This window comes from Actinocorallia sp. B10E7, assembly GCF_039871655.1.
GTDB lineage: Bacteria > Actinomycetota > Actinomycetes > Streptosporangiales > Streptosporangiaceae > Actinocorallia.
This window is the reverse complement of record NZ_JBDPLZ010000001.1, coordinates 512,709-538,317: the sequence shown is the minus strand read 5'-3', so window position 1 is coordinate 538,317 and position 25,609 is coordinate 512,709. Positions and strand designations below refer to the sequence as shown.

The following is a 25,609-nucleotide window of genomic DNA, read 5'->3' as shown; positions in this document are numbered from 1 at the left end:
GTCAGTGGCAGGAAAGCGAAGCAATGCCGACCTGGACTCCCCATGGCTCTGCTGGAAGGACGACCATGCTCCCCACCCGCGTCATCGCCTCCGTCACCACCGCGGTCCTGGCAACCGGTCTGGCCGCGGCGCCGGCCACCGCGACGCCCTCGCAGCAGGACCAGCCGACGCTGGTGGCGGTCAAGGCCTCCCACCAACGCGGTTACGACCGCCTGGAGTTCCGGTTCCGCGGCGGACTGCCCGACCAGCGCAGCGCCCGCTACGTCAGCCGGGTCATCGCGGACCCGTCAGGACTGCCGATGACGCTGAGCGGCGGGGCGTTCCTGCGGATCCGGTTCGCCGACGCCGTCGGTCACGACGAGGAGGGGAACGTCACCTACGGAGCGGTCCGGCGGACCTACAAGCTGCCGCAGGTGATCCAGCTCGCCAACGCCGGTGACTTCGAAGGAGTGCTGAGCTTCGGCCTCGCGGTCTCGCGCAAGGAGCGCGTACGGGTCTCGACCCGGCCCGGCCGTGTCTTCGTCGACATCTCCACACCGTTCCGCACGGTCGCCGTCAAGGACTACTTCCTCGACTCCGACCGCTTCGCCACCGGCCAGGAGCCCTATACCCGCGGAGTGAGGCGGCCCGTTCCCGCGTCCTCCCCCGCCAAGGGCGCGCTGCAGAGGCTGTTCGCCGGGCCCACCGCGTCCGAGCGCGCGAGGGGCCTGAGGTTCGTCTCCTCCCGAGCCACCGGGTTCAAGAACCTCTCCATCCGCAAGGGCGTCGCCAGGGTGACCCTCACCGGCGGATGCTCGAGCGGCGGTTCGACCTTCACCGTCGCCGACGAGATCACCCGCACCCTCAAGCAGTTCTCCGGCGTCCGCTGGGTGAAGGTCTACGACCCCTCCGGCCGCACCGAGCGCCCCGCGGGCCGGTCCGACTCCATCCCGACCTGCCTGGAGCCCTGAGACGAAGGCACGCCGGGCGGGCGGCGGGCTCCCCTGCAGCCGGGGCCTGTGCTCCCCGGTCAGGTGGAGCTGGTGGCGCCGAGGCGCTCCAGCTTGGCCTTGACCGCCTTGGCGCTGGGGTTGGTGGCGGCGCTGCCGTCGGGGTAGACAATGGTCGGAACCGTCATGTTTCCGTTGTTGACGCTCATGACGAACTCGGCGGCGGCGGTGTCCTGCTCGATGTCGATCTCGAGCATCTCGATGCCCTCCCTGGCCAGCTGGGCCTTCAGCCGCTTGCAGAAACCGCACCACGGGGTGGTGTACATGGTCAGCCGGCCGGTCGTGCTCATGGGAGATCCTGTCCTGTAGGGGGTTTTCATCCTGCCAGAGCCGGAACACGCCTGAGCTGCGGATCATTCCCTCCACAGCCCGGTCCCGGCTGTCGGTGACGGCTGGGAGTATGGAGGCATGGACGCACAGGCCGTGCTCAAGGGGCTGGATCCGGAGCAGCGGGCGGTCGCCGAGGCCGTCACCGGGCCCGTCTGCGTGCTGGCCGGGGCCGGGACGGGCAAGACGCGGGCGATCACCCACCGGATCGCGTACGCGGTGCTGACCGGGCGGGCCAAGCCGCAGAACGTGCTGGCCGTGACGTTCACGACCCGGGCCGCAGGCGAGCTGCGCGGGCGGCTGCGGGCGCTGGGCGCGCCGGGCGTCCAGGCCAGGACGTTCCACGCCGCCGCCTACAAGCAGCTGCTCTACTTCTGGCCCCGCACGATCGGCGGGGAGCCGCCCCGGCTGATCGACTCCAAGCTCCCGCTGGTGGCCGACGCCGCCCGCGCCTGCCGGCTGTCCCTGGGCCGCACCGAGCTGCGGGACGTGGCGGGCGAGATCGAATGGGCGAAGGTCACCCAGACCCGCCCGGAGGACTACGCGGGGACCGTCGCCAAGCAGGGCCGCAAACCGCCGGCGGACGTGGTGGACGTCGCCCGGCTGTACGTCATGTACGAGGAGCTGCGCCGGGAGCGCAACCTCCTGGACTTCGAGGGCATGCTGGAGATCACCGCCGCGATGCTGGCGGACTACCCGGAGATGGCCCGGGCCGTCCACGACCAGTACCGGTACTTCGTGGTCGACGAGTACCAGGACGTCAACCCGCTGCAGAAGATGCTGCTGGAGGGCTGGCTGGGCGGGCGCAGGGAGCTGTGCGTGGTCGGCGACCCGAGCCAGACGATCTACTCCTTCACCGGGGCCACCCCCGGTTTCCTGCTGAACTTCACCGCCGAGTACCCCGAGGCGACCGTGGTGCGGCTGGTGCGCGACTACCGCTCCACCCCCCAGGTGGTGCGGCTGGCCAACGAGGTGCTGAAGAAGTCGCCGCAGCGCCTGGAGCTGGTGGCCCAGCGTCCGGACGGCCCCGATCCCTCCTACGCCTCCTACGACGACGAGGTGGCCGAGGCCCAGGACGTCGCCCGCAGGGCGGCCGGGCTCATCGACGGGGGCGTCCCGGCCCGCGAGATCGCGGTGTTGTTCCGCGTCAACGCCCAGTCGCAGGCGTTCGAGCAGGCCTTCGCCGACGCGGGGGTGCCCTACGTGCTGCGCGGCGCCGAGCGGTTCTTCGAGCGCCCCGCCGTCCGTGAGGCCGTGGTGCGGTTGCGCGGCGCGGCCCGCTCGGGGGGCGACGCCGAGCTGGACGGGATGGGCCTGATCCACCAGGTGCGGGCGGTGCTGGCGGGGTGCGGGTTCACCGACCGGGCGCCGGAGGGCGGCGGCGCGGTGCGTGAGAAGTGGGAGTCGCTGGCCGCGCTCGCCCAGCTCGCCGAGGACATGGCGATGGCCGAGCCGGACGCCGGGCTGCCCCGGTTCGTGGCCGAGCTGGAGGAACGGGCGGCGGCCCAGCACGCCCCGCCGTTGGAGGGCGTCACCCTGGCCTCCCTGCACGCGGCCAAGGGTCTGGAGTGGGACGCGGTGTTCCTGGCCGGGCTCGCCGACGGCACGCTGCCGATCGTCTACGCCGAGACCCCCGAGCAGATCGAGGAGGAGCGGCGGCTGCTGTACGTCGGCATCACCCGGGCCAGGGAGCACCTGACGCTCTCCTGGGCGCAGGCCCGTTCGCCCGGCCAGCGGCGCAACCGCAGGATCTGTCGTTTTCTCGAGGGTATTGCGGGCACGGCGGGTGCCGCGTCCCGGACGGACACCCCGATCCCGCCCAGGACCGGGGCCGCTGCCCGTCCCGCGCTCTCGCGCGGTCCGCTGCCGTGCCGGATCTGCGGCCGGTCGCTGCTCAAGCCGGTCGAGCGCAAGCTGGGCCGGTGCGAGGGCTGCCCGGCGGAGGTCGACGAGGAGCTGCTGGAGGCGCTCAAGGACTGGCGGGCCCGGACGGCCAGGGCGGAGAAGGTCCCGGCCTTCGTGGTCTTCACCGACGCCACGCTCCAGGCGATCGCCGAGCAGCGCCCCTCGACCCCGGCCGGGCTGGCCGGGGTCGGCGGGATCGGCGCGGTCAAGCTGGAGAAGTACGCCTCGGCCGTGCTGGCGCTGTGCCGGGGCGAGGAGCCGGGCGAGATCTTCGTCGCGGACCCCTGAGGGCGACGCATTCGGCTGAGACCTTTGTCGCAGACCCCTGAAGGCGACGAAGGCCGCGCTCTTTGCCAGACTGGCCCTTGTGAACACGCCGTTGAAGAACCTGCTGGACATTCTCGACCTGGAGCAGATCGAGGACGACATCTTCCGTGGCAACAGCCCCGAGGACCCACAGCAGCGGGTCTTCGGCGGCCAGGTCGCGGGCCAGTCCATGGTGGCCGCGGGCCGTACGGTCCCGGTGGGACGCCATGTGCACTCCCTGCACGCCTATTTCATCCGGCCGGGCGACCCGCTGGTGCCGATCGTCTACACCGTCGAGCGGGTCAGGGACGGCCGTTCCTTCAGCACCCGCAGGGTCAGCGCGATCCAGCACGGCAAGACGATCTTCACCCTGTCGGCGAGCTTCCAGGTCCCCGAGCCGGGCCCGGAGCACATGGTCGAGATGCCGGCCGCGCCGGACCCGGAGTCCCTGCCCACCACCCGGGACAGGTTCGCCGCCATCTTCGGCGAGAAGGTCGCCAACGAGTACGAGCGCCGCCGCCCCTTCGACCTGCGGCACGCCACGCCGCTGACGTACGAGGCGGTCGGCAAGCCGGAACTGGCGACCCGGGAGTCCCTGGTGTGGCTGAAGACCATCGACAAGCTCCCGGACGACCCGCTGCTGCACGTCTGCCTGATGACGTACGCCTCGGACATGACGCTGCTCGACACCGTCCTGCTCAACCACGGCCTGGCCTGGGGTGACGCCCGCACGATCGGGGCCAGCCTGGATCACGCCATGTGGTTCCACCGGCCGTTCCGCGCCGACGAGTGGCTGCTGTACGCCCAGGAGAGCCCGACGGCGGGCGGCGCGCGCGGTCTGGCCCGGGGCCAGGTGTTCACGCGGACCGGCGAACTGGTGGTCTCGGTGATGCAGGAAGGGCTGGTCCGGGTCAAGGGTGAGCCGAGTGCTCTACGGCATCCCTTCGATGCGTGAAATGCCGTAAAAGTTCGGTACATCGCGAGTGCGATCGGCCACAAAACCGCAGCTCAAAAATAGCTTGATTGATTTCCCCGGCTTCTCGTAGGCTCAACGCAGCACTGAAGACAGGTCCGCGCCCGGCGCGTGGGACCGCGAACCCCGAAGGAGGTGGCGAGATGGGAACCCTGAACAAAGACACCCGCATCGCCGCTTTCGCCGTGGGCGCGCAGCAGTCATGCCTGTTCGGAAGTGACCTTGCCTATGGCGGTTCCGCCCTGCTGGGCGGCGATGTCGTGATGTCGCAAAGGTGGCGTGGACTGAACGAAACGATCATGGAACACGTGATCGTCGACGCTCTCGCCCACCCCGCCCCGGCGCCCATCGAGCGCCGTACTGTGCTGGCTCCGTATCCGGAGAGACCACCGGTTTAGCCACCGGCGAAGACTCCCGGGCCGCGGATCCAGACACAGGATCCGCGGCCCTTTTGTTTCTCCGAAAACAGCAAGGCCCGGAAAACCTCGAACGACAAGACGTTGAGATCCAACGAGAGGACCGAGGGTGAACCTCATCCAGGGGCTCGAGCCGACCTTCCCGGCTGTGGACGACCTGCCCTGCCGTACCGACCCCGAGCTGTTCTTCGCCGAGTCTCCCGCCGATGTGGAGCTCGCCAAGGCGCTGTGCGTGGACTGCCCGGTCCGCAAGAGCTGCCTGGCCGGCGCGCTCGAGCGGCAGGAGCCGTGGGGCGTCTGGGGCGGCGAGCTGTTCGTCCGGGGCGAGATCGTGGCCCGCAAGCGGCCGCGGGGGCGTCCGCGCAAGAACCAGGCTCCCGACGAAGTGGCCGCGTGATGACCCGCGGCACCGACACAGACCTGCGGGTGACGGCCGCCAGGCCGTCACCCCTCCCGCCGAAGGAAGAGAAGAAGATGAGCTTGCTCAGTGTAGAGATCAGCCGTGAACGAATACGCGCGCTGGAGGAGGAGATCGCCTCCCTCCAGTGGGCCGCGGAAGTGCGGCGCACCCGCAGGGAGACCCTGCGCAAGGTGGTCGCCGACACCGGCCGCGCCACCCGTCAGGAGGCGGGGATCACCCTGCGCCGGATCGTGGGCCTCGTGACCCGGGGCTGATGATCCGAAGGGCCTTCCCGCGAAGGACCACCCGAAGAGAGAACGGCCCCGGCGGATCCGCCGGGGCCGTTCTCTCTTCGGGTCACTCGCCGGCGAAGCCCTTCACCCAGGTCAGGGCCTCGCCCCGGAACGGGCCCTCGGCCTCCAGCTGGCACAGCACCCCGGTGCCCAGCCCCACCGTCCGGTGCACCAGGACGTAGTCCTTGGGCAGGTTGAGGTAACGCACGACGTTGTCGGGCCGCAGGTCGGTGACCCGGGCGGCCTGGTCGCGCAGCCACTCCCGGCTGAACTTGAAGGTCTCGGACTTCAGCGGGACGGCCATCGGCTCGATGAACGCGGCGAGCTGCTCGCCGTTGATCTCCACGCCCTCGCGGATGATGCCCTCGGCCCGGCAGGCCTCCACGATCTCCTCGGGACCGCCCAGCGTGCCGATCCGCATGAGGGCGCCGATCTCCTCCTGGAATCCGCCCTCCATCCGGTCGACGGCGCCGAAGTCGATGACGCCCAGGCGCCCGTCCTCCATCAGCCGGAAGTTGCCGGGGTGGGGGTCGGCGTGCAGGTGGCCGCAGCGGGTGGGGGCGGAGAACAGAAAGCGGGCGAACAGCAGCCCGGCCCGGTCCCGCTCCTCCTGGGTGCCGTCACTGATGATCTTCGACAGCGGGGTGCCGTAGATCCACTCGGTCACCAGGACGGTGCCCGACTGGGCGATGACCTCGGGGACGAGGAAGTCGGGGTCATCGGCGTAGGCCTCGGCGAAGGCCCGCTGGGAGGCGGCCTCGACGGTGTAGTCGAGTTCCTCCTGGACCCGGACCTTCAGCTCTTCCAGAATGGTCTTCATGTCGGCTCCGGGGAAGAGCACCCCGATCAGCTTGCCCATTCTGGCGAGCTGGTTGAAGTCGCCGATCAGCGCCTTTCCGGCACCGGGGTACTGGACCTTGACCGCGACCTCGCGCCCGTCCTTCCAGACCGCCTTGTGCACCTGTCCGATGGAGGCGGCGGCGGCCGGCCTGTCGTCGAAGGACTGGAATTCCTCCCGCCAGTCCGGGCCCAGGCTCTCGGCCAGCACTTTGTGGACGGTCGCCGCGGGCATCGGCGGCGCCGACTCCTGCAGTTTGGTCAGGGTGGCCCGGTAGGGTCCCGCGATCTCGGCCGGCAGGGCGGCCTCGAAGATCGACATCACCTGGCCGAACTTCATGGCCCCGCCCTTGAGCTCGCCGAGCACCTTGAACAGCTGCTCGGCGGTACGGGCCTGGATCTGCGTGGCGACGGCCTCCGCCGACTTGCCGAAGGTCTTCTTGCCGAGGCCCAGAGCGGTGCGACCGGCGAAGCCCAGGGGGAGGGTGGCCAGCTTGGCGGTGCGCGTGACCGCGCGAAGTGGAAGATCGCTCACAGGATTCATTGTCCGCGATAAAGGGCTGTTCACGCCACAATCACGGGAAGTAGATGTAAGTGATCATTTACTGCCGAAGATCGCTTCCTGTGGACAACCATTGGGGATACAGGTCTCCCATCAAGTTTGACCTGCAAAAACGTGTTCCGCCCCCTGTGGAAAACGCAAAGTTTCGGCTACGGTTGCGCATGTGCCCCCCAACGTCGAGGTCCGTCGCAGCCCCCGACGCCGGAGAACCGTGTCGGCTTATCGTGACGGCGAGAAGACCATCGTGATGCTGCCCTCCCGCCTGACCAAGGCCGAGGAGGAGTACGAGATCGCCCGCATCCTGGAACGCCTGGACGGCAGAGAGCGGCGCAGCCGCCCGCCGACGGGCGACGAGGAACTGATGGAACGGGCCATGGAGCTCTCCCGCCGCTACCTGGGCGGCAGCGCCGTGCCCAGCAGCGTGCGCTGGGTGGGCAACCAGCGCAGCCGGTGGGGCTCGTGCACCCCCGAGGACCGCACCATCCGCATCTCCAGCATGCTGCGCGGCATGCCGGTGTGGGTGGTCGACTACATCCTCGTGCACGAACTGGCCCACCTCCTGGAACCCAGCCACAACGCCGCCTTCTGGAAGCTGGTCAACCGCTACCCCAAGACCGAGCGGGCCCGCGGCTACCTCGAAGGGGTCACCGCGGCGCGGGACCTGAAGGCCACCGGTTGAGGCACGTGGCGGTCCTGGCCGGATCCGGCCCGGTCCAGGCCCCGCCGGGCGTCGACCCCGACGCCTACCGGCGGGCCCTGCTGGAGGACGTCTACGAACTGGCCGAGAGCCTGGAGCAGGTCCGGGCCGTCATGGCCGCGCCCGCGCCGCTGCGCGCCGAGGCCGAGGAGCTGACCTGGCCGGGCGCCCCGGTGCTCACCGCGCGCACCCCGCTGGAGGTGCTGGAGGCCCTGGCCGCGACCGGACACGCCACAGAGGCGGCGGTCCTCGCCCCCGACGCGCCCGACCTGCCCGGACTGATGGTCGGCAAGCTCTTCCGCGCCCTGGCGCTGGCCCCCGCCGCCGTCTGCCCCGCGCCCGAGGGGCTGGTCGCCCTGGCCGTCCGCCTGCCGCTGCCGTCCTGGCTGGCGGCGGCGCTCGGCGGACTCACCCTCGACACGCCCGACGCGCTGGCGCGGCTGCGGGCCGCCGCCGACTTCCCCGGCCAGGTCCAGCGGGTGCCCGGCTGGCACCGGCTGCGGTCGCCCTCCGACGTGCGCCTGCTGGACCCCGGCCTGGAGGGCTGGGAGAACACCAGGCTGCTGCTCAGTGCTCCAGCGCGCGGGTGACCAGCGACCGGACCACGTGATCGACGGACTCCGGAAGGCCGTCCACCGGGAACCAGCGCAGGTCCTCGGACTCGTCGCTGATCCGGTGCCGCGCGCCCTCCGGGGCGAAGGCCAGGTACTCCACGTCCAGATGCCAGGAGCCCTCCGGGTGGCAGCGCACCCGGTGCCGGTCGAGCTGGACCGGCCCGTCGGAGAGGATCAGCCCCTCGATCCCGGACTCCTCGACCGCCTCCCGCAGCACCGCGGCGGCCAGCGAGGAGTCGCCGGGCTCGCAGTGGCCGCCCAGCTGCAGCCAGCCCCCGATCTTGCGGTGCAGCGTCAGCAGCACCTCGGTGCGCGCCGCGTTGACCACCAGGGAGCTGGCCGTGATGTGGCCGGGCCGGCACTCCCGCCACACCCCGTCGGGGTGGCGGGCCAGATGCTCCAGGAACTCCAGCCTGACCCCGTCCTGGGCCGCGGAGGGGGCCTTCCATCCCTCCAGGACCCGGACGGCGTCGGCGTGCAGGTCGCTCACCTGTCCTCGGGGGAGCCGGGTCCGCCCTCGCCGGCGTCCGGGCCGTTCGCGCCGGGCTCTTCGGGCGCGGGGGTCTGGTGCAGCTCCGACAGGTCGAACTCCAGCTCCTCCGAGCCGAGGAAGGAGTCGGGGTTCTCCAGATCGTCCGCGGTGGGCAGCAGGTCGGGGTGCGACCACAGCCGGTCCCTGCCCTCGGCGCCCTTGAGCTCGGTCAGTGACCGCCACAGCGTCTCGGCCTCGCGCAGCCGCCGGGGCCGCAGCTCCAGCCCGACCAGCGTGGCGAAGGTGCGTTCGGCGGGGCCGCCGGTGGCACGGCGCCGCCGCACCGCCTCGGCCAGGCTGCCCGCGCTGGGCAGCCGGCCCTGCGAGGAGGCGGCCACGACCGTGCCCACCCAGCCCTCGACCAGGGCCAGCAGGGTCTCCAGCCGGGAGAGCGCCAGCTTCTGCTCGGGCGTCTCCTCCGGAGCCAGCTGGATCTCTCCGCCCAGCGCCTCCTGGATCGCCTCGGGGTTGCTCAGGTCCAGGCCCGCGATCTTCTCCTCCAGGCCGGACAGGTCCACCTTGATGCCGCGGGCGTAGTCCTCGACGGCGCTCAGCAGCGCCGGGCGCAGCCACGGGACATGGGCGAACAGCCGCTGGTGGGCCGCCTCCCGCAGGGCCAGGTAGAGCCGGACCTCGTCCGTCGGGATCTCCAGCCCGTCGGCGAACGAGGCGACCCCGGCGGGCAGCAGCGCGCCGACCCCGTCGGGGGCGAGCGGCAGACCGATGTCCGCCGAGCCGATCACCTCCCGGGCCAGCGCGCCCAGCGCCTGCCCGGCCTGGCCGCCGACCATCGCCCCGGACATCTGCTTGACCATGCCGATCAGCGGGCCGGCCATCGCCGCCATCTCCGGCGGCAGCTCGCCGCCGGGACCGCCCATCGCGCCGCCCATCGTGTCGACCATGCGCGCGGCGATCGGATCGACCAGCTTCTCCCACACCGGGAGTGTCGCCTCCAGCCACTCCGACCTGCTCCAGGCCTGGGGGGTGAGGATCCCGGCGGGGAGCACCGTGCCCTCGTCCAGCCACAGGTCGGCCAGCCGCAACGCCTCGGTCACCTGGGTCCGCTCCGCCGCCACGATCGACGGGTCGCCGCTCTCGACGACCACGTGCCGGGCGATGTTCTTGACCATCTCCCAGTTGACCGGGCCGCCGCCGGAGGAGGAGCCCATACCGCTCAACATGTCGGCGAACTGCCGGAGCATCGCCGCGAACTGGTTCATGTCACCACTGCCGGGGATACCGCCCCCGAAACCCATCCCGAACGGATCACCGCCGGGCTTGCCGTCGCCCTCGTCGTCGGAGGGCCGGTTGAAGCCGAAAGGAGTGTCACCCATCAGAATCGCCTTAGGCTGCGAGGAAAGGCCATAACCTCAAGGTAGTCGTTCTTGAGAGCGTGCAACGTCCGGGGGAAGGAACGTTCGCCATGAGCACAGGAGCCGGGAGGACCGTCGCGGTCACCGGCGCGGCCTCCGGGATCGGCCGGGCGCTCACGGCCCGGCTCGCCGAATCGGGGCGCTTCGCCAAGGTCGTCGCCCTGGACGCCGAGCGCGGTGAGCTGCCCGGGATCAGCGGGGTCACCTGGCGGATGGTGGACGTCCGGGACCCGCTGCTGACCCGGCGGCTGGAGGACGTGGACGTCCTGGTGCACACCGACGTGGACCGCTCGCCCGACACCGACCCCAAGGAACGCCGCACCTACAACGTGCGCGGCGCGCAGACCGTCCTCGCCGCGGCGGCGGCCTCCGGGGTCGGCCGGCTCGTCCTGGTCACCTCGGCCGCCGTCTACGGCGCGGACGCCGCCAACCCCGTCCCGCTGCCCGAGGACTCCCCGCTGCGGGCCGAGCCGGACAGCAGCGTCGTCGGCGACTTCCTGGAGATCGAGGAGTTGGCGGCCGCCACCCCGCACCCCGGCGTGGAGATCACCCTCCTGCGCCCGGCGGTGCTGGCCGGACCGGGCGTCGACACCGTGGCCACCCGCCACTTCGAGGCGCCCCGCCTGCTCGCCGCCAAGGGAGTGCCGCCGCACTGGCAGTTCTGCCATGTGGACGACCTGGTGAGCGCGCTGGAACTGGCGGCGCACGGCGAGGTCGCCGGCGCCGTCGCGGTCGGCTGCGACGGCTGGCTGGAGGCCGCCGCCATCGAGGAGATCACCGGCAAGCGCAGCTTCGAACTGCCCGCCTCCCTCACCTTCGGCACCGCCCAGCGGTTGCACCGGCTCGGCCTCACCCCGGCACCCGCCACCGACCTCTACTACGTCGTCTATCCGTGGGTCGTCGACTGCGCCAGGCTGCGCGAGGCCGGCTGGCGCCCGGACTACGACAACGAGACGGCCCTGAAGGCCCTGCTCCAGGAGTCCAGCGGACGGCACGCGGTGGTCGGCCGCAGGGTCGGCGGCAAGGAGGCCACCATGGCCACCGCCGCCGGCGCCACCGTCGCGGTGATCGGCGCCGCGGCCGCGGTCCGCCGCGCCCGCAAGAAACGCCGCCTCTGACGGTATTTTCGATTCCGTGACTGTCATCAGACTGCTGGACATCCGTGACGAGCCGCTCTCGGTCGACGAGGTGGTCGGCGCCGTGAAGGATCCCGCAGCGGGGGGAACCGCCTTCTTCGTCGGTTCTGTCCGCGACCACGACCGGGCCCAGGGCGAGCAGGCCGACAGGGACGTCACCCGGCTGACCTACAGCGCGCACCCCACCGCCCCCGAGCGGCTGCGCGAGGTCATGGAGAAGGTCGCCGCGGACTTCCCGGTGACGGCGCTGGCCGCCGTCCACCGGGTCGGCGAACTGGAGATCGGCGAGCTGGCCGTGGTCGTGGCCGCGGCCGCGCCGCACCGGGCCGAGGCGTTCGCGGCCTGCCGTCGGCTGATCGACGACCTCAAGCACCAAGTCCCGATCTGGAAGCACCAGGAGTTCGCCGACGGCGGCTCGGAATGGGTCGGTGCCTGCTGAAACGGGCAATAAGCTTGCCCGCATGGTCACCCAAGCCGTGGAGAAGGACAACGGTCGGCGCTCGCACCGCAGGGCGCTGACGCTCGGGCTGGTCGCCGTGCTGGTGCTGGCGCTGGCGGTCGCCGGAGCGGTCATGCCGGTGCCGTACGTGTCGCTGAGGCCGGGGCCGACCATGAACACCATCGGCGCCAACCCCGAGACCGACAAGCCGCTGATCGAGATCAACGGCGCGCAGACGTACCCGGCGGGCGGGCACCTGAACTTCACGACCGTCGCCTACACCGGCGGTCCCAAGCGCCCGCTGAGCCTGTTCACGGCGCTGCGCGACTGGCTGAACGGCGACCGCGCCGTGGTCCCGCAGGAGACGATCTTCCCCAAGGACGAGACGGTGGAGGAGGTCGAGCAGGAGAACACCCTCCAGATGGAGGACTCCCAGCAGACCTCCGTGGCCGCCGCGCTGGTGCAGACGGGGCGGAAGCCGTCCACCGTCTCGGCCGTCCAGTCGACCGAGAAGGGCCTGCCCGCGGACGGGGTGCTCAAGCCAGGCGACGAGATCCTCGCCGTCGCGGGGAAGAAGACCGACCGGACGACGGCGGTCACCACCGCGCTCAAGGAGTACAAGCCGGGGGAGGCCGTCACGCTGACCGTCCGCAGGGACGGCAAGGAGCAGAAGGTCTCCCTGACCACGGCGCCGGCGCCCGACGACGCGAACCGGGCGGTCATCGGGGTGGTCCTGCGCGACCGCTACGTCTTCCCGATCGACGTCAAGATCAGCGTCGGGGACATCGGCGGGCCCAGCGCCGGCCTGATGTTCTCGCTGGGCATCTACGACCTGCTCACCCCGGGCGACCTGAGCGGCGGGAAGTTCGTCGCCGGCACCGGCACGATCACCCCGGAGGGCCGGGTCGGCGCGATCGGCGGCATCCAGCAGAAGATGATCGGCGCACGCGAGGCCGGGGCCACGGTCTTCCTCGTCCCGGCCGGCAACTGCGACGAGGCCTCCGCCGCGGCCCCCGACGGCCTGCGCCTGGTCAAGGCCGAGACGCTGGACGGCGCGGTGAAGGCGCTGCAGTCCCTGCAGAGCGGTCAGGGCACCGTCCCGAGCTGCCCCTCCTGACGTCGGCTCACTCGTCCGGCAGGAACGTCTGAGCCAGGGCCTCGGCCAGGTCCGGCACCAGGTCCTCGGCCGACAGCAGCTCGTCCTCGTGGCGGCGGATGCGCAGCACCGCGTGCCTCGTGCCGTCCCGCAGCACCCCCACCACGATCTTCAGCTCCTCGTGCAGCGGGTGCGCGGTGGCCCAGGCGACCGCGTCCCCCTCGTCGGGGATCTGCTCCTCCACCTCCGGCGGCAGCGTGATCCGCACCATCGCCAGCGCGCACCCGGTGACGCTCTCGGGCCACACGATCCCCGGCAGCAGCGCGCCGATGTCGTCGTCGGGCAGCTCCCCCTGGTCGACCGCGGTGAGCCCGTCCCCGTCCGCCGGTCCGAGCTCTCCGGCCAGCTCGGGCTGGACGCGCAGCAGCTCCGCGGTCTCCACGAGGGCGAACAGCTGCGGAGGCCCGTCCCACCCGGTCTGCTGCTCGATGCTCTTCACGGTCTCTTCCAGTGAGGTCATAGTTGTTATTCTTCCGCCGCCCGAGCGGTGGTTCGATCGGGAACCGTATGAGCTGTCGATAAGTTGCGTAGTAGAGCCGACAGGAACTTGAGAATCGGAGGGAAGCGTTGAGCTTCCGAAATCCCGGCCCGGGACGGCGTCTCCCCGGCCGCGGCCCCAGACTGCTGGCCCCCGTGCTGATCACGTTGGCGGTGCTGATAGCGCTGTTCTTCGTCTTCGCCGGCGTATGGACGGACCTGCTGTGGTACCGATCGCTCGGTGACGGGTTCTCCAAGGTCTTCACGACCCAGCTGAAGACCAAGCTGCTGCTGTTCTTCAGCGGGGGCCTGCTGATGGCCCTGGCCGTCGGCGCCAACATGGTGATCGCCTACCGGCTGCGGCCCGCCTACCGGCCGGTGTCGGTGGAGCAGCAGGGCCTGGAGCGCTACCGCGCCGGAGTCGACCCGCACCGCAGGACCGTGCTGTTCACGCTGCTCGGCGCGATCGGCCTGTTCAGCGGGCTGTCCGCGGCGGGCCAGGTGGGCACCTGGCTGGCGTTCATGAACCGGACGCCGTTCGGCGAGAAGGACGCCCAGTTCGGGATGGACGTCTCGTTCTTCGTGTTCGTCTACCCGTTCCTGCGGCTCATCCTCGGCTTCGTGTTCGTCATGGTCGTCCTGTCGATCCTGACGGCGGTGGCCGTCCACTACCTGTACGGCGGCCTGCGGCTGCAGGGCCCCGGGGACAAGGCCAGCTCCTCGGCCCGCGCCCACCTGTCGGTGCTCGTCGGCCTGTTCGTGCTGCTGAAGGCCATCGCCTACTGGTTCGACCGGTGGGGCCTGGCCTACTCCGAGCGCGGCCGGGTCACCGGCCCCGGCTACACCGACGTGAACGCGGTGCTGCCGGCCAAGACCATCCTCGCCGCGATCGCGCTGATCTGCGCGGTGCTGTTCTTCGTCAACATCTGGCGGCGCGGCATGATGCTGCCGGGCGTCGGGTTCGGCCTGCTCGTCCTGTCGGCGGTCCTGCTGGGCGGGCTCTACCCGCTGCTGATCCAGCAGTTCCAGGTCAAGCCGAACGAGCTGGCCAAGGAGACCCCCTACATCGAGCGCAACATCAAGGCGACACGGAACGCCTTCGGCGTCAGCGGACTGGACGGGCAGAACTACACGCCCACCAAGCAGCCGGGGAGCAAGGAGGTCGAGGAGTACTCCAAGACGCTCCCGAACGTCCGGCTGCTGGACCCGGCGCTGCTGTCGCCCACGTTCCGCCAGCAGCAGCAGCTCCAGGGCTTCTACGACTTCGCCAACCCGCTGGACATCGACCGCTACCCCGACAAGGACGGCAACAAGCAGGACACCCTCGTGGCGGTCCGCGAACTGACCGGCCCGCCGAGCACCGCCTCCGGCTGGGTCAACGAGCACCTCACCTACACCCACGGCTACGGCTTCGTCTCGGCCAAGGGCAACGAGGTCGACCCCGAGAGCAAGGGCCCGGTCTACCAGTCCTACGGCATGCCGCAGGACTGCTCGGACAAGCTCGAGGACGGCTCCTGCCGACTGAAGATCGACAAGCCGCAGGTCTACTTCGGCGAGCAGTCGCCGCGGTACTCCATCGTCGGCAACCAGAAGGAACTGGACTACCCGCCGGCCCAGGAGACCGTCTACACCGGCATCGGCGGCGTGAAGATGGACTCCTTCGTCAACCGGATGGCCTACGCCCTGAAGTTCCAGGACCGCAACATCCTGCTGTCCGGCCAGATCAACGAGAAGTCCCGCATCCTCTACGACCGCTCGCCCCGCGAGCGGGTCCAGAAGGCCGCCCCGTGGCTGACCGTGGACAGCAACGCCTACCCGGTCGTCGCCGGAGGCCGCGTCGTCTGGGTCGTGGACGCCTACACGACCTCCTCGGGCTACCCGTACTCCGAGCGGGTCAACCTGCAGGACCTCACCCGCGACAGCAACACCGAGCGGCCGTCCGTCGGCACACAGCGCCGTGACGACATCAACTACATCCGCAACTCGGTGAAGGCCACGGTCGACGCCTACGACGGCACCGTCACGCTCTACGCCTGGGACGAGAAGGACCCGGTCCTCAAGACCTGGAGCAAGGCGTTCCCCGGCACCGTCAAGAGCAAGGCCGAGCTGAAGACCGTGATGGAAGGGGCGATCCAGTCCCACATCCGCTACCCCGAGGACATGTTCAAGGTCCAGCGGGGCGTGCTGTCCAAGTACCACGTGACGGACGCGGCGGGCTTCTACAGCGGGCAGGACTACTGGGAGGTCCCGGTCGACCCGACCGAGAAGGACATCACGGAGCCCCCGTACTACCTGACCATCCAGATGCCGTCGAAGGACGGCAAGAGCCGGCCCGAAGCCCCGAACTTCGCGCTGACATCGACCTACGTGGCCCGTAACGGTAACAACCTGACCGGTTACCTGTCGGCCAACAGCAACCCCGAATCCCCGGACTTCGGACAGCTGAGGCTGCTCCAGGTGCCACGAGAAGTGCCCATCTGGGGCCCCACCCAGATGCAGAACGCCTTCAAGGGCAACGAGCAGGCGGCGCCCATCCTCAACCGGCCCCAGGGGAGCACCACGCAGGTCGTCTACGGCAACCTGCTGACACTGCCCTTCGCCGACGGCTTCATGTACGTCCAGCCCGTCTACCAGCAGGCCGCTTCCGGAGCGCAGTACCCCGTCCTCGGCTGGGTGCTCGTCTCCTTCGGCGACCAGATCGGGTTCGCCACCACCTTCGAGGACGCGCTGAAGCAGATCCTCAAGCCCGGCACCGACGTCCCGGAACAGGACTCCGGCTCCCCGGACACCGGACAGAAACCGCCGACGACCACGTCGCCGAGCATCCAGCAGGCCGTCAACGACGTCAAACAGGCCTTCACCGAGGCCCAGAACGCCCTGAAGTCCGGAGACCTGAAGAAGTACGCCGACGCCCAGGACAAGCTGGAGGCCGCCATCAACAAGCTGGTGGAACTCCAGAACCAGGCCGGCCAGCAGCCCCAGCAGCCGACGAGCACCCCGACCCCGGGAGACTGAGCACCCGAATTGCGTAAGCGGGCTCCACCCCATAGTCTTAAGACACAACGACGCGGGGTGGAGCAGCTCGGTAGCTCGCTGGGCTCATAACCCAGAGGTCGCAGGTTCAAATCCTGTCCCCGCTACGAGTAAGGGCCCCTCGTGGTCGCGAACCGAAGGTTCGCTTCCGCGGGGGGCCCTTCGCCATGCCTGCCCGGGGGACGACCCCCGGATCCCCCGATGTGGGGGCTGCGCCCCCACACCCCCCTGCGGTGGTGCCGCTGGTTCGGGGCCGGGGTGGAAAGTGGCTGTGTTCCCGCACCCCCTTGCAGGGGTGCGGCTGGTCCGGAGCGGGGTGGAAAGTGGCTGCGCCCCCGCATTTCCTGCTCGTGCTGGGACGGGTCAGGGGAGTTCGGCGGCTACTTCCCGGGTGAGGGCTGCCAGGTCGGCTGGGAGTTGGTCCAGGCGGGAGTCGAGGTCGTCGCGGAAGTGGTGACGCTCCAGCCGGGGGGCCGGGAGGCAGGTGGGCATCCAGGCTGAGTGGATCATGAAGGGGACGGTTTCGCCCCGGGGTGGGGCGAGGACGGCTACGGGGCCCCGGGAGACGGACGCGGCGTCGAAGACCTCCAGGCGGAAGCGGTCGTCGTTGTGGACCAGGACCAGCAGGTAGCCGTGGTGGCCGCCGGGGGAGGTGCCGGCGTAGCGGGAGCGGCCCGCGGCGTTCAGGGGGCCCCTGGGGACGAAGCTGGGAGAGGTGGGGTAGTCGTCCAGGGCGAAGGTCCACTCGCTCAGGGGGTTCAGCGACTCGTGGTCCAGAGTGGTGAGGATCGCGGGGGTCTCCTCGGGGGGGAACAGGGACGGGTCCACGCGGTCGCCGTAGTTGCGCAGGGCGCGCTGATTGACGGCCTCGGGGTGGAAGCCCAGATGGATCAGGTGGTGGCGGGTGGGAGCGAGCAGCCCCTCGAAGGACCAGTCGACGGCCGAGAGCTCGGCCTGCCAGTAGCGCTCGGGATCGTGGGCGCGGGCACGTTCGGTGATCTTGCCGGTGTCCGGGTCGAACCGCAGCAGGGTCGTCGTGGCGGGGGACATGCCATGGCAGTACATGCCGCGCAGGGCGGGGTCGATCGGCCGGCCGTGGAGGTCCAGATCGTCCTCCTTGAGGTACATGCCGATGTCGACGCCCTCGGAGTGCTCCATGATGATCTCCACGCCGTCCGAGTCGTCGTACCTGGCGTAGAAGTGGTTGACCTCCGGAGCGAGCCGGAACTCCCTGCACGTGACGGTCCGCGCCCCCGGGACCAGGGCGTCCTTGCGGATCAGGAGGACCGGCCCGTCGGGATTGTTGGCGACGGTGCGGTCCCCGCCGAAGACCTCCTGGACGTCGACCTTGTAGGCGGTGTCGGCGAGCACCAGCCAGTCCCGGGTCTGGGTGATCGTATGCGTGGCCTGCGGCAGGACCGCGTTCTCCACCTCCCAGCGCTGGACGTGCTTACCGGAGCCGTCGTAGCGGATCACCGAGACCGCGCCGCTGAGGACGTCGCGGCTGACCGTCCACAGGCAGTCGCGCTCCGGATCGATCACGGGATGGGCGGAGGAGGAGACCAGCGGCAGGACGGGCTGGTCCATGGCGGGCTTCCAGTCGTCGCGGTGGCCGACCTCGGCGACGAAGCCCAGGGTCACCGGGTCCACCTCCACCGGGCGGCCCGCGTCCCAGGTGGCGAACAGCCGGTCGCCCCAGGGCAGCGGGGCGGTGTTGGCGGCGTTGACGACCCCCCACGGAGAGTTGGTGCCGACCGGCCCCGGGACGAACAGGTCGGGGCGTTTGCGGCGGAGCCGGACGGAGGGGGTGTCGATCACCCGGGGCCGCCAGGCGAAACGGCCCTCCGCGTCGGGCCTCAGGTCCAGCCGGACCAGGATGCCGTCGCCGAAGAAGGCGTGCAGCGGGCGGGTGCGCTGGTCGGAGGTGCTGATCAGGAGGTGGCCGCCGAGGTCGTCGGGCCAGCGGCCCGAGACGACGGTCAGATCCAGGTCCTGCGGGTCGTCCTTGGTGAGGATCGAGCGGGGGATGGGCATGCCGCCAATCAAGCGCCGCAGGGCCGGTGCGTCAATACTTCTGAGGACAAATGTCGTCAGAATTGCCCGCCCCCCGAATCCCCCTGAAGAACGGGCGTCCCGCCGGTACGGCCGCGTCCAGGTGGGTACTTTCCCGACCAGCGTGCTCGACGGGCCCCGACAAGAGGATCTGAGGTCGACTTGACGCTCGAGGAACTGGACGTGGCGGCCGAGTCCGGCCGGATCGACACCGTGGTCATCGGATTCACCGACATGCAGGGCCGGCTCCAGGGCAAACGCCTGACGGCCCGCTACTTCCTGGAGGAGGCGGCGGGGCACGGCGCGGAGGCCTGCGACTACCTCCTGGCCGTGGACGTCGATATGAACACCGCCGACGGCTACACGATGTCCTCCTGGGAGCGCGGCTACGGGGACCTGGTGCTCCGGCCCGACCTGTCGACCCTGCGGACGGTCCCGTGGCAGCCGGGCACCGCCCTCGTCCTGGCCGACCTGCTCCGGCACGACGGCACCGAGGTCGAGGCCTCGCCCAGGCGGATCCTCCAGCGCCAGCTCGCCCGGCTGGCCGAGCGCGGCTGGACCGCCCAGGTCGGCACCGAACTGGAGTTCGTCGTCTACCGCGACACCTACGAGGACGCCTGGCGGCGCGGCTACCGGGAACTGACCCCGGCCAACCTCTACAACGTCGACTACTCCCTGCTCGGCGGAGCCCGGGTCGAGCCGCTGCTGCGGCGCATCCGCAACGAGATGACCGGCGCCGGGATGTACGTCGAGTCCGCCAAGGGGGAGTGCAACCGGGGCCAGCACGAGATCGCCTTCAGATACGCCGAGGCGCTGCGGACCTGCGACAACCACACGATCTACAAGACCGGGGCCAAGGAGATCGCCGCCCAGGAGGGCATGGCCCTGACCTTCATGGCCAAGCCGGACGAGCGGGAGGGCAACTCCTGCCACATCCACCTGTCGCTGCGCGACCGGTACGGCACCCCGGTCATGGCGGGCGACGGGCCGTACGGCCTGTCACCGCAGGGCGCCGCCTTCATCGCGGGCCAGCAGGCCTGCATGCGCGAGCTGACCCTGATGTACGCGCCGAACATCAACTCCTACAAGCGCTACCAGCCGGGCAGCTTCGCGCCGACCGCGATCCGCTGGGGACTGGACAACCGGACGTGCGCGCTGCGGCTGGTGGGGAACGGATCCTCCCTGCGGGTGGAGAACCGGGTGCCCGGCGGCGACGCGAACCCCTACCTGGCGGTCGCGGCGATGATCGCGGCGGGACTGCACGGTGTCGAGAACGGTCTGGAGCCGGGCGAGCCCTGCGAAGGCAACGCCTACGAGATCCAGGGGCCCGCGGTCGCAGGGACGATGCGCGAGGCGCTGGAGGACTGGGAGGCAGGCACCCTGCCCGCCGAGCTGTTCGGCGCGGAGGTGGCCGCGCACTACGCCAACTACGCGCGGGTGGAGCTGGCCGCCTACGACCGGGCCGTCACCGACTGGGAACTGGCCAGGGGATTCGAGAGGCTGTAGATGCGGGTGATAGACCCGGCGACCGAGCAGGTCGTCCAGACCGTGGCGGAGACCTCCGCCGAGGAGACCGACGCGGCGGTCGCCCGCGCGGTGGCCGCCTCCGCCTCCTGGCGGGCGGTCGCGCCCGGAGACAGGGCGAGGCTGCTGCGGGCCTTCGCCGCCGAAGTGGACGCCCACCTGGAGGAACTGGCCCGGCTGGAGACGCGCAACGCCGGGCACCCGATCGGGCAGGCCCGCTGGGAGGCGGGCAACCTGCGGGACGTCCTGCTGTACTACTCCGCCGCCCCCGAACGGCTGACCGGGCTGCAGATCCCCGTCCCCGGCGGGGTGGACGTCACGTTCAAGGAACCCGTCGGGGTGGTCGGCGTGATCGTCCCGTGGAACTTCCCGATGCCGATCATGGGCTGGGGCCTGGCCCCCGCCCTGGCCGCGGGCAACACCGTGCTGGTCAAACCCGCCGAGTGGACCCCGCTGACCGCGCTGCGCGTCGCCGAGCTGGCGCTGGAGGCCGGACTGCCCGACGGCGTGCTCCAGACGCTGCCCGGCAGGGGCCCGGTGACGGGCCGCAGGCTGGCCGAGCACCCCGACGTGAGGAAGATCGTCTTCACCGGCTCGACCGAGGTCGGCCGGGAGCTGATGGCGGTCTGCGCGCCGGAGATCAAACGACTGACCCTGGAACTGGGCGGCAAGAGCGCCAACATCGTCTTCGCCGACGCCGACCTGGAACGCGCCGCGGCGACCGCCCCGTACGCGGTGTTCGAGAACGCCGGCCAGGACTGCTGCGCCCGCTCCCGGATCCTCGTCCAGGCCCCCGTGTACGAACGCTTCCTCGAACTGCTGGAACCGGCCGTCAAAGGAGTCGTCGTAGGGGACCCCTCCGCCGAGGAGACCGAGGTCGGGCCGCTGATCAGCGCCGAACACCGGGCGAAGGTCGCCTCGTACGTGCCCGACGGCGCACCCGTGGCCTTCCGCGGCACCGCCCCCGACGGGCCCGGCTTCTGGTACCCGCCGACCGTCCTGGCCACCCCCGACTACCGGAACGTCCGCGCCTGGCACGAAGAGGTCTTCGGACCGGTCGTCACCGTCGTCCCGTTCACCGACGAGGCCGACGCCGTCGGCATCGCCAACGACACCGCCTACGGGCTGTCCGGCTCCATCTGGACCCGCGACCTCGGCCGCGCCCTCCGCACCGCCCGCGCCGTCCAAGCGGGAAACCTGTCGGTCAACTCCCACTCCTCAGTGCGCTACTGGACACCGTTCGGCGGATTCAAACACTCCGGACTCGGCCGCGAACTCGGCCCCGACGCCCTCGACGCCTTCACCGAGACCAAGAACGTCTTCCTGGCAACCGAACCCTGAACGGCCCCGAGAGGCCGCGAAACCTCCGTACCTAGGAGCCCATCAGCATGCAGCGTCTCGCGGGCCGCACCGCCGTCGTCACCGGCGGCCTGGGCGGCATAGGACTGGCCACCGCCCGCCGCCTCACCGCCGAAGGAGCCACCGTCGTCCTCGCGGACCTCGCCGACCCCGCCGAAGGCGGCAGATACGCCGAAGACCTCGACGGCCTGTACATCAAAACGGACGTCACCCGCGAAGACGAAGTCAAAGCACTCTTCCAAACCACCCACGACACCTACGGCACCGTCGACATCGCCTTCAACAACGCCGGCATCTCCCCGCCCGAAGACGACTCCATCCTCGAAACCGGCCTCGAAGCCTGGAAACACGTCCAAGAAGTCAACCTCACCAGCGTCTACCTGTGCTGCAAACACGCCATCCCCTACATGCGGGCCCAAGGCAAAGGCTCCATCATCAACACCGCCTCCTTCGTCGCCAGAATGGGCGCCGCGACCTCCCAGATCTCCTACACCGCCTCCAAAGGCGGCGTCCTCGCCATGACCCGCGAACTCGGCGTGCAATTCGCCCGCGAAGGCATCCGCGTCAACGCCCTCTCCCCAGGCCCCGTCAACACCCCCCTCCTGCGCGAACTCTTCGCCAAAGACCCCGAACGCGCCGCACGACGCCTCATCCACGTCCCCATGGGCCGCTTCGCCGAAGCAGACGAGATCGCCGCCGCCGTCGCCTTCCTCGCCTCCGACGACTCCGCCTACATCACCGCCACCGAGTTCCTCGTCGACGGCGGCATCACCAGCGCCTATGTGACGCCCCTCTGACCAGCGGCACCGCCCCGGTTTGCGTAAGCCCCACGCCTCACATAGTCTTAAGACACAACGACGCGGGGTGGAGCAGCTCGGTAGCTCGCTGGGCTCATAACCCAGAGGTCGCAGGTTCAAATCCTGTCCCCGCTACGAGTAAGGGCCCCTCGTGGTCGCGAACCGAAGGTTCGCTTCTGCGGGGGGCTCTTCGCCATGCCTGCCCGGGGGACGACCCCCGGATCCCCCGATGTGGGGGCTGTGCCCCCACACCCCCCCCTGCGGTGGTGCCGCTGGGTTGTGGCCGGGGTGGAAAGTCGCCTTTGGCCTTACGCCCCCGCATCCCCGCGCTCTCTGCGGTGACCCCGCCCTCATGCCTCTCCTGTGGTGGGTGGCTTATGGGTTGGGCTCTTCTGCAGGGTCGATTTGTGGGGGGAGGGTTTCCTGGTCGGCCTTTGAAGGAGGGGGCTTCGGGGGGTCGGGGAGGAGGGGGCGGATCCGTACGGTGAAGGAGTCCTGGTTGTCCTTCTCCAGGAGTTCCGGAGTCTCGGAGGTGACCTGGAGGGTGACTTTGGGGCGGGAGAGGGGAGCGTCGGACTTTCGTAGGCGGGCGGCCTTCAGCTTCAGGGGTACCAGGCGGTGGTCCACGGGTTTGATTCGTCTCCAGCGGCAGGTGATGGTGGTGGTTCCCTGCGGGGTGAGGCTGGAGGCGGCCTGGCGGCAGCCGGACGTGTCGGACGCGGACAGTTGCTTGGGGAGGGCCACGGTGAGGACCGGGTTCCGGGCCTCGGCGGGGCCGCCGTTGGCCACGCTGATGTAGGCGGTGCCCGTTTTGCCCGGGCGCAACGACCACAGGCCTCCGACGACGGTCAGGTCGGCGGAGGCGGGGTCCGGCGGTTCGACGTGCTCGAACGCGTTGCGCGCGGGGGCGGGCGGAACCGTTTCCGGCAAGGCCGTCGCTGTTCCGGGCAGGGCCAGGGCCGCGGCGGACCACAGGGCCGGCCGGAGAATCCATCCGCTCACGACATCGAGTCGTAGCAGAGTGTGACGGTGGTGTCTCCTCGCCGCTCCGGGTGCGGTCGCCTTCGCGAGGCCCTACTTGTACCGGGGGGCGGACCGGAAGGAGCGGCCCGCGGGGGTGGGCGAGCCGTCGGGGTTGTACAGGCCGGTGCCGCTGCGGTTCGTGGGCAGCGCGAACCACGCGTAACGCTTGATGTAGTGCTCGCCTCGGAGCATCTTGACGGCCTCGCGGAGGAACGCCGCCTGCTGCTTCTGCGACGGGTAGCGCGGCGCGCCCTGAGTGAAGTCCGTCAGCGCGAACTCGGTCAGCCAGATCGGCTTCTTGTAGCGCTTGTAGACCTTGCGCAGGTAGCCGCGCAACTGCATCGCGGCGGGCTTGGCCCGGAAGTCCGCGCCGTACCAGTGCAGGGTGATGAAGTCGACGCGCAGGTTGCGCTTCTTGGCGCCCTTCATGAACCGGTCGAGCCAGCCGCCGGGCACCTCGCCGCCGGTCGCGACGGACGGGCTGCCGAGGACCAGGCCGGTCTTCACCAGCCGCGGCCACAGGTCCAGCGCCTGCTCGACCGACATGTTCGCCTGGTCGCCCAGGTCGGGCTCGTTGAAGCCCAGCAGGTAGCGGTGGCCCCGGCCCTTGACCTTGGCCACGTCGCCGATGGTGGCCGCACGGTGGATCATCGGGACGAACTCCACGCCCTTGGGCGCGGTGATGCCGGCGCGGTCCGGCCCCCAGCTGTAGAACCAGCACGCCCCGGAGTCCTTGATGGAGGCCTTGGACCGGGGGTAGGCCCAGGTGGCCACGCCCTTGAGGCAGGACCTCTTGCGGGAGGCCTGGTCGACCGGGTCGCCGCCCTGCTTGGCGAGCAGCGGCGGGACCCCGGCGTCCGGGGAGCCTGGAGCGTCGCCCTCGCCGGTCTTCGGGCTGCTCTCGCCGGTGCCGGCCGGCTGTTCGGGGGCGGGGGCCGCGGCGGGCCGCTGCGGGTCGCCCTCCTTGCGCCGGACGTCGGGCAGCGGTTCGCCGGTGCCTGCGGGAGCAGTCGTCTTCGGGCCGAGCCACCCGACCGGACGGGAGTCCTGCCGGTCGGTGATGGCGTATCCGGCGAGGCCGGTGACGGAGGCGGCGAACAGCCCGACGGCGGCGGCCTCCAGAGAGCGGCGTTTCGTGCGGGCGGAGGGCACTCGCATAGTGGCTTTCGACTCCGGGGGTGATCGGTATCCGGGGGACTGCAACTGTCTCATAGATCATTAAGTTCCGTCCGCTTCCATCCGAAACGGTGCCGTGTAAGTTGACTGTCCGATGCTGGAAGGGGGAGGACCGGATGCGGGTCTGGGTGCCGGGTGCCATCGGTGTGGCCGCGTTGCTGACCCTCTCCATCGACCTCGCGGTGGTCGCCGCACACCACGACCAGAACGCAGGGCTCGACGAACTCCAGGTCTCCCATGAGGTGGCGCACACGCCGGACCAGGTCACCCAGACCATCAGCGTCGCGCCGCTGCGCCGCCGCCACACCCCCCACCTGCTGGCGGCCGGGACCGCCACGCTGCCCGCGGACGTGGTGGAGAAGGTGCGGAAGCTCAAGGGCGTCAAGGCCGTCGAGGTGGTGGACGGGGCCCGCACCCGGGTCGCCGGAAGGCAGGTCGGGCTGCTGGGCGTCGACCCGTCGACGTTCCGCAACCTCGCCCCCAAGCAGACGGCCAAGCTGGACGAGTTGTGGCGCAACGTCGCGGGCGGGGACGCGGTCATCTCCTTCCAGGGCGCGAAACTGGGCACCGTGGTCGAGGCGGGTGCCACCGATCGGGGGGCGAGCGTCCGGGTCGGCGCGATCGCCCCGATCGGGGTGCCGGGCGTCGAGGCCGTCGTCTCCCGGGATCAGGCGCAGCGGCTCGGCCTGGCCAGCGGCAACGCGATCGTGGTGAGCGCGCCGAAGACGGATCTGCAGAAGCTGCGCGGCCGGTTGAGGAAACTGCTGCCCGACCAGGTCAAGGTCACCGTGCTGCCGCGGGGGACCTCCGGTTCGGTGCAGGTCGCGGGCACCGCCAAGTCCCCGCTCAGCGGGACGGTGGGCTGCTCGGTGCACATGCAGGCGGTCCGCAACGAGGTGGACGCGCTGATCGGCCCGTTCCTGGCGATCGGCTGCGCCCGTCCGGGCGACCCCCAGGACCACGGCACCGGCAACGCCTCGGACTTCATGCTGAGCTCGGGCGGCCGGATGCCGGGCGCGGCCTGGATGGCCGTGGGCGACCGCACCGTGAGCTACCTGATAGCCAACTACGGCCGGCTGGGGATCAAGTACATCATCTGGCGCCGGCACATCTGGAACGAGCGCGTCTGCAAGTGCTGGCGGCTGATGGAGGACCGGGGCAGCATCACCCAGAACCACTTCGACCACGTGCACGTCTCGGTGGGCCGTTAGCC

At 70.5% G+C, this 25,609-nt stretch carries 24 protein-coding genes and 2 tRNA genes; 18 read left to right on the top strand and 8 right to left on the bottom strand.

The annotated features are described in order from the left end of the window. Positions 1–65 precede the first annotated feature (65 nt). Positions 66–950, top strand: coding sequence for a GerMN domain-containing protein (locus ABGB12_RS02545; protein WP_347674217.1), 885 nt, complete (start codon positions 66–68; stop codon positions 948–950). A gap of 59 nt (positions 951–1,009) precedes the next feature. On the opposite strand, the gene ABGB12_RS02540 is transcribed toward ABGB12_RS02545, so the two are convergent. Continuing rightward, positions 1,010–1,279 carry a mycoredoxin gene (locus ABGB12_RS02540; RefSeq protein ID WP_347674214.1) on the bottom strand — a complete coding sequence of 90 codons (270 nt, stop codon included), beginning with the start codon at positions 1,277–1,279 and terminating at the stop codon, positions 1,010–1,012. Positions 1,280–1,397: 118 nt separating this feature from the next. Between ABGB12_RS02540 and ABGB12_RS02535 the strand changes: the two genes are divergently transcribed. The 5 genes from ABGB12_RS02535 (at position 1,398) to ABGB12_RS02515 (ending at position 5,591) form a co-directional block, all read left to right on the top strand. Continuing rightward, positions 1,398–3,509: an ATP-dependent DNA helicase UvrD2 gene (locus ABGB12_RS02535; RefSeq protein WP_347674212.1), complete on the top strand. Its 2,112-nt coding sequence runs from the start codon at positions 1,398–1,400 to the stop codon at positions 3,507–3,509. Positions 3,510–3,588: 79 nt separating this feature from the next. Next, the gene (gene tesB / locus ABGB12_RS02530) at positions 3,589–4,482 is read left to right on the top strand and encodes an acyl-CoA thioesterase II (RefSeq protein WP_347674208.1); all 894 of its coding nucleotides are present in this window, start codon (positions 3,589–3,591) and stop codon (positions 4,480–4,482) included. Positions 4,483–4,643: 161 nt separating this feature from the next. Then, positions 4,644–4,898: a hypothetical protein gene (locus ABGB12_RS02525; RefSeq protein ID WP_347674204.1), complete on the top strand. Its 255-nt coding sequence runs from the start codon at positions 4,644–4,646 to the stop codon at positions 4,896–4,898. A 136-nt stretch (positions 4,899–5,034) separates the two neighbouring features. Further along, complete coding sequence (locus tag ABGB12_RS02520; RefSeq protein ID WP_347675023.1) at positions 5,035–5,313, top strand: WhiB family transcriptional regulator; 279 nt, start codon at positions 5,035–5,037, stop codon at positions 5,311–5,313. 77 nt (positions 5,314–5,390) lie between these two features. Continuing rightward, positions 5,391–5,591: a hypothetical protein gene (locus ABGB12_RS02515; RefSeq protein WP_347674202.1), complete on the top strand. Its 201-nt coding sequence runs from the start codon at positions 5,391–5,393 to the stop codon at positions 5,589–5,591. Positions 5,592–5,673: 82 nt separating this feature from the next. Here ABGB12_RS02515 and ABGB12_RS02510 read toward each other — a convergent pair whose 3' ends face one another. Beyond that, entirely contained in the window at positions 5,674–6,981 is a 1,308-nt protein-coding gene (locus ABGB12_RS02510; protein WP_347674199.1) for an AarF/ABC1/UbiB kinase family protein, read from the bottom strand. A 238-nt stretch (positions 6,982–7,219) separates the two neighbouring features. Here ABGB12_RS02510 and ABGB12_RS02505 point away from each other — a divergent pair, with 238 nt between their 5' ends. Further along, positions 7,220–7,687, top strand: a complete 468-nt coding sequence (locus ABGB12_RS02505; protein WP_347674197.1) for a M48 family metallopeptidase — start codon at positions 7,220–7,222, stop codon at positions 7,685–7,687. A gap of 5 nt (positions 7,688–7,692) precedes the next feature. Further along, positions 7,693–8,295: a hypothetical protein gene (locus tag ABGB12_RS02500; protein WP_347675021.1), complete on the top strand. Its 603-nt coding sequence runs from the start codon at positions 7,693–7,695 to the stop codon at positions 8,293–8,295. Here the strand turns inward: ABGB12_RS02500 and ABGB12_RS02495 are convergent. Together ABGB12_RS02495 and ABGB12_RS02490 are read right to left on the bottom strand one after the other, a co-directional pair. Continuing rightward, positions 8,273–8,809: an NUDIX hydrolase gene (locus tag ABGB12_RS02495; RefSeq protein ID WP_347674195.1), complete on the bottom strand. Its 537-nt coding sequence runs from the start codon at positions 8,807–8,809 to the stop codon at positions 8,273–8,275. The genes ABGB12_RS02500 and ABGB12_RS02495 overlap by 23 nt on opposite strands. Next, positions 8,806–10,185 carry a zinc-dependent metalloprotease gene (locus ABGB12_RS02490; protein WP_347674193.1) on the bottom strand — a complete coding sequence of 460 codons (1,380 nt, stop codon included), beginning with the start codon at positions 10,183–10,185 and terminating at the stop codon, positions 8,806–8,808. Before ABGB12_RS02490 ends, ABGB12_RS02495 begins: the two co-directional genes overlap by 4 nt. Positions 10,186–10,274: 89 nt before the next feature. Here ABGB12_RS02490 and ABGB12_RS02485 point away from each other — a divergent pair, with 89 nt between their 5' ends. From ABGB12_RS02485 to ABGB12_RS02475, 3 genes are read left to right on the top strand one after another with little or no spacing between them, the layout of a single operon-like run. Beyond that, positions 10,275–11,342 (top strand): NAD-dependent epimerase/dehydratase family protein, encoded by a 1,068-nt coding sequence (locus ABGB12_RS02485; RefSeq protein WP_347674191.1) that lies wholly within the window; start codon positions 10,275–10,277, stop codon positions 11,340–11,342. A 16-nt stretch (positions 11,343–11,358) separates the two neighbouring features. Then, complete coding sequence (locus tag ABGB12_RS02480; protein WP_347674189.1) at positions 11,359–11,799, top strand: molybdenum cofactor biosynthesis protein MoaE; 441 nt, start codon at positions 11,359–11,361, stop codon at positions 11,797–11,799. Between the two features lie 22 nt (positions 11,800–11,821). Beyond that, entirely contained in the window at positions 11,822–12,916 is a 1,095-nt protein-coding gene (locus ABGB12_RS02475; protein WP_347674187.1) for a PDZ domain-containing protein, read from the top strand. 7 nt (positions 12,917–12,923) lie between these two features. Here the strand turns inward: ABGB12_RS02475 and ABGB12_RS02470 are convergent, their stop codons facing one another. After that, entirely contained in the window at positions 12,924–13,415 is a 492-nt protein-coding gene (locus ABGB12_RS02470) for a PPA1309 family protein (protein ID WP_347674185.1), read from the bottom strand. Positions 13,416–13,588: 173 nt separating this feature from the next. Between ABGB12_RS02470 and ABGB12_RS02465 the strand changes: the two genes are divergently transcribed. Together ABGB12_RS02465 and ABGB12_RS02460 are read left to right on the top strand one after the other, a co-directional pair. Continuing rightward, positions 13,589–16,447 carry a UPF0182 family protein gene (locus ABGB12_RS02465; RefSeq protein WP_347674183.1) on the top strand — a complete coding sequence of 953 codons (2,859 nt, stop codon included), beginning with the start codon at positions 13,589–13,591 and terminating at the stop codon, positions 16,445–16,447. A gap of 51 nt (positions 16,448–16,498) precedes the next feature. Continuing rightward, a tRNA-Met gene (locus ABGB12_RS02460) sits at positions 16,499–16,572 on the top strand. Positions 16,573–16,828: 256 nt separating this feature from the next. On the opposite strand, the gene ABGB12_RS02455 is transcribed toward ABGB12_RS02460, so the two are convergent. Continuing rightward, entirely contained in the window at positions 16,829–18,499 is a 1,671-nt protein-coding gene (locus ABGB12_RS02455; RefSeq protein WP_347674181.1) for a carotenoid oxygenase family protein, read from the bottom strand. A gap of 180 nt (positions 18,500–18,679) precedes the next feature. Here ABGB12_RS02455 and ABGB12_RS02450 point away from each other — a divergent pair, with 180 nt between their 5' ends. The 4 genes from ABGB12_RS02450 (at position 18,680) to ABGB12_RS02435 (ending at position 22,332) form a co-directional block, all read left to right on the top strand. Next, positions 18,680–20,023, top strand: coding sequence for a glutamine synthetase family protein (locus ABGB12_RS02450; RefSeq protein ID WP_347674179.1), 1,344 nt, complete (start codon positions 18,680–18,682; stop codon positions 20,021–20,023). Then, a complete protein-coding gene (locus ABGB12_RS02445) occupies positions 20,024–21,382 on the top strand; it encodes an aldehyde dehydrogenase family protein (RefSeq protein ID WP_347674178.1) in 1,359 nt (452 codons plus the stop codon). Between the two features lie 47 nt (positions 21,383–21,429). Next, entirely contained in the window at positions 21,430–22,197 is a 768-nt protein-coding gene (locus tag ABGB12_RS02440; RefSeq protein ID WP_347674177.1) for a 3-oxoacyl-ACP reductase, read from the top strand. A 61-nt stretch (positions 22,198–22,258) separates the two neighbouring features. Further along, a tRNA-Met gene (locus ABGB12_RS02435) sits at positions 22,259–22,332 on the top strand. 240 nt (positions 22,333–22,572) lie between these two features. Here ABGB12_RS02435 and ABGB12_RS02430 read toward each other — a convergent pair. Both ABGB12_RS02430 and ABGB12_RS02425 read right to left on the bottom strand, forming a co-directional pair. Then, a complete protein-coding gene (locus tag ABGB12_RS02430; RefSeq protein WP_347674175.1) occupies positions 22,573–23,199 on the bottom strand; it encodes a hypothetical protein in 627 nt (208 codons plus the stop codon). A 72-nt stretch (positions 23,200–23,271) separates the two neighbouring features. Further along, positions 23,272–24,378: a glycoside hydrolase family protein gene (locus ABGB12_RS02425; RefSeq protein WP_347674174.1), complete on the bottom strand. Its 1,107-nt coding sequence runs from the start codon at positions 24,376–24,378 to the stop codon at positions 23,272–23,274. A 134-nt stretch (positions 24,379–24,512) separates the two neighbouring features. On the opposite strand from ABGB12_RS02425, the gene ABGB12_RS02420 reads away from it, so the two are divergent. After that, complete coding sequence (locus ABGB12_RS02420; RefSeq protein ID WP_347674173.1) at positions 24,513–25,607, top strand: hypothetical protein; 1,095 nt, start codon at positions 24,513–24,515, stop codon at positions 25,605–25,607. Positions 25,608–25,609 lie beyond the last annotated feature (2 nt).

Excerpts from the sequence above, each read along its gene's own strand:
- ABGB12_RS02545 (WP_347674217.1), top strand. The coding sequence starts at position 66 with ATGCTCCCCACCCGCGTCATCGCCTCCGTCACCACCGCGGTCCTGGCA.
- ABGB12_RS02540 (WP_347674214.1), bottom strand. The coding sequence starts at position 1,279 with ATGAGCACGACCGGCCGGCTGACCATGTACACCACCCCGTGGTGCGGT.
- ABGB12_RS02535 (WP_347674212.1), top strand. The coding sequence starts at position 1,398 with ATGGACGCACAGGCCGTGCTCAAGGGGCTGGATCCGGAGCAGCGGGCG.
- ABGB12_RS02525 (WP_347674204.1), top strand. The coding sequence starts at position 4,644 with ATGGGAACCCTGAACAAAGACACCCGCATCGCCGCTTTCGCCGTGGGC.
- ABGB12_RS02515 (WP_347674202.1), top strand. The coding sequence starts at position 5,391 with ATGAGCTTGCTCAGTGTAGAGATCAGCCGTGAACGAATACGCGCGCTG.
- ABGB12_RS02490 (WP_347674193.1), bottom strand. The coding sequence starts at position 10,185 with ATGGGTGACACTCCTTTCGGCTTCAACCGGCCCTCCGACGACGAGGGC.
- ABGB12_RS02485 (WP_347674191.1), top strand. The coding sequence starts at position 10,275 with ATGAGCACAGGAGCCGGGAGGACCGTCGCGGTCACCGGCGCGGCCTCC.
- ABGB12_RS02475 (WP_347674187.1), top strand. The coding sequence starts at position 11,822 with ATGGTCACCCAAGCCGTGGAGAAGGACAACGGTCGGCGCTCGCACCGC.
- ABGB12_RS02470 (WP_347674185.1), bottom strand. The coding sequence starts at position 13,415 with ATGACCTCACTGGAAGAGACCGTGAAGAGCATCGAGCAGCAGACCGGG.
- ABGB12_RS02455 (WP_347674181.1), bottom strand. The coding sequence starts at position 18,499 with ATGCCCATCCCCCGCTCGATCCTCACCAAGGACGACCCGCAGGACCTG.
- ABGB12_RS02445 (WP_347674178.1), top strand. The coding sequence starts at position 20,024 with ATGCGGGTGATAGACCCGGCGACCGAGCAGGTCGTCCAGACCGTGGCG.
- ABGB12_RS02440 (WP_347674177.1), top strand. The coding sequence starts at position 21,430 with ATGCAGCGTCTCGCGGGCCGCACCGCCGTCGTCACCGGCGGCCTGGGC.
- ABGB12_RS02425 (WP_347674174.1), bottom strand. The coding sequence starts at position 24,378 with ATGCGAGTGCCCTCCGCCCGCACGAAACGCCGCTCTCTGGAGGCCGCC.
- ABGB12_RS02420 (WP_347674173.1), top strand. The coding sequence starts at position 24,513 with ATGCGGGTCTGGGTGCCGGGTGCCATCGGTGTGGCCGCGTTGCTGACC.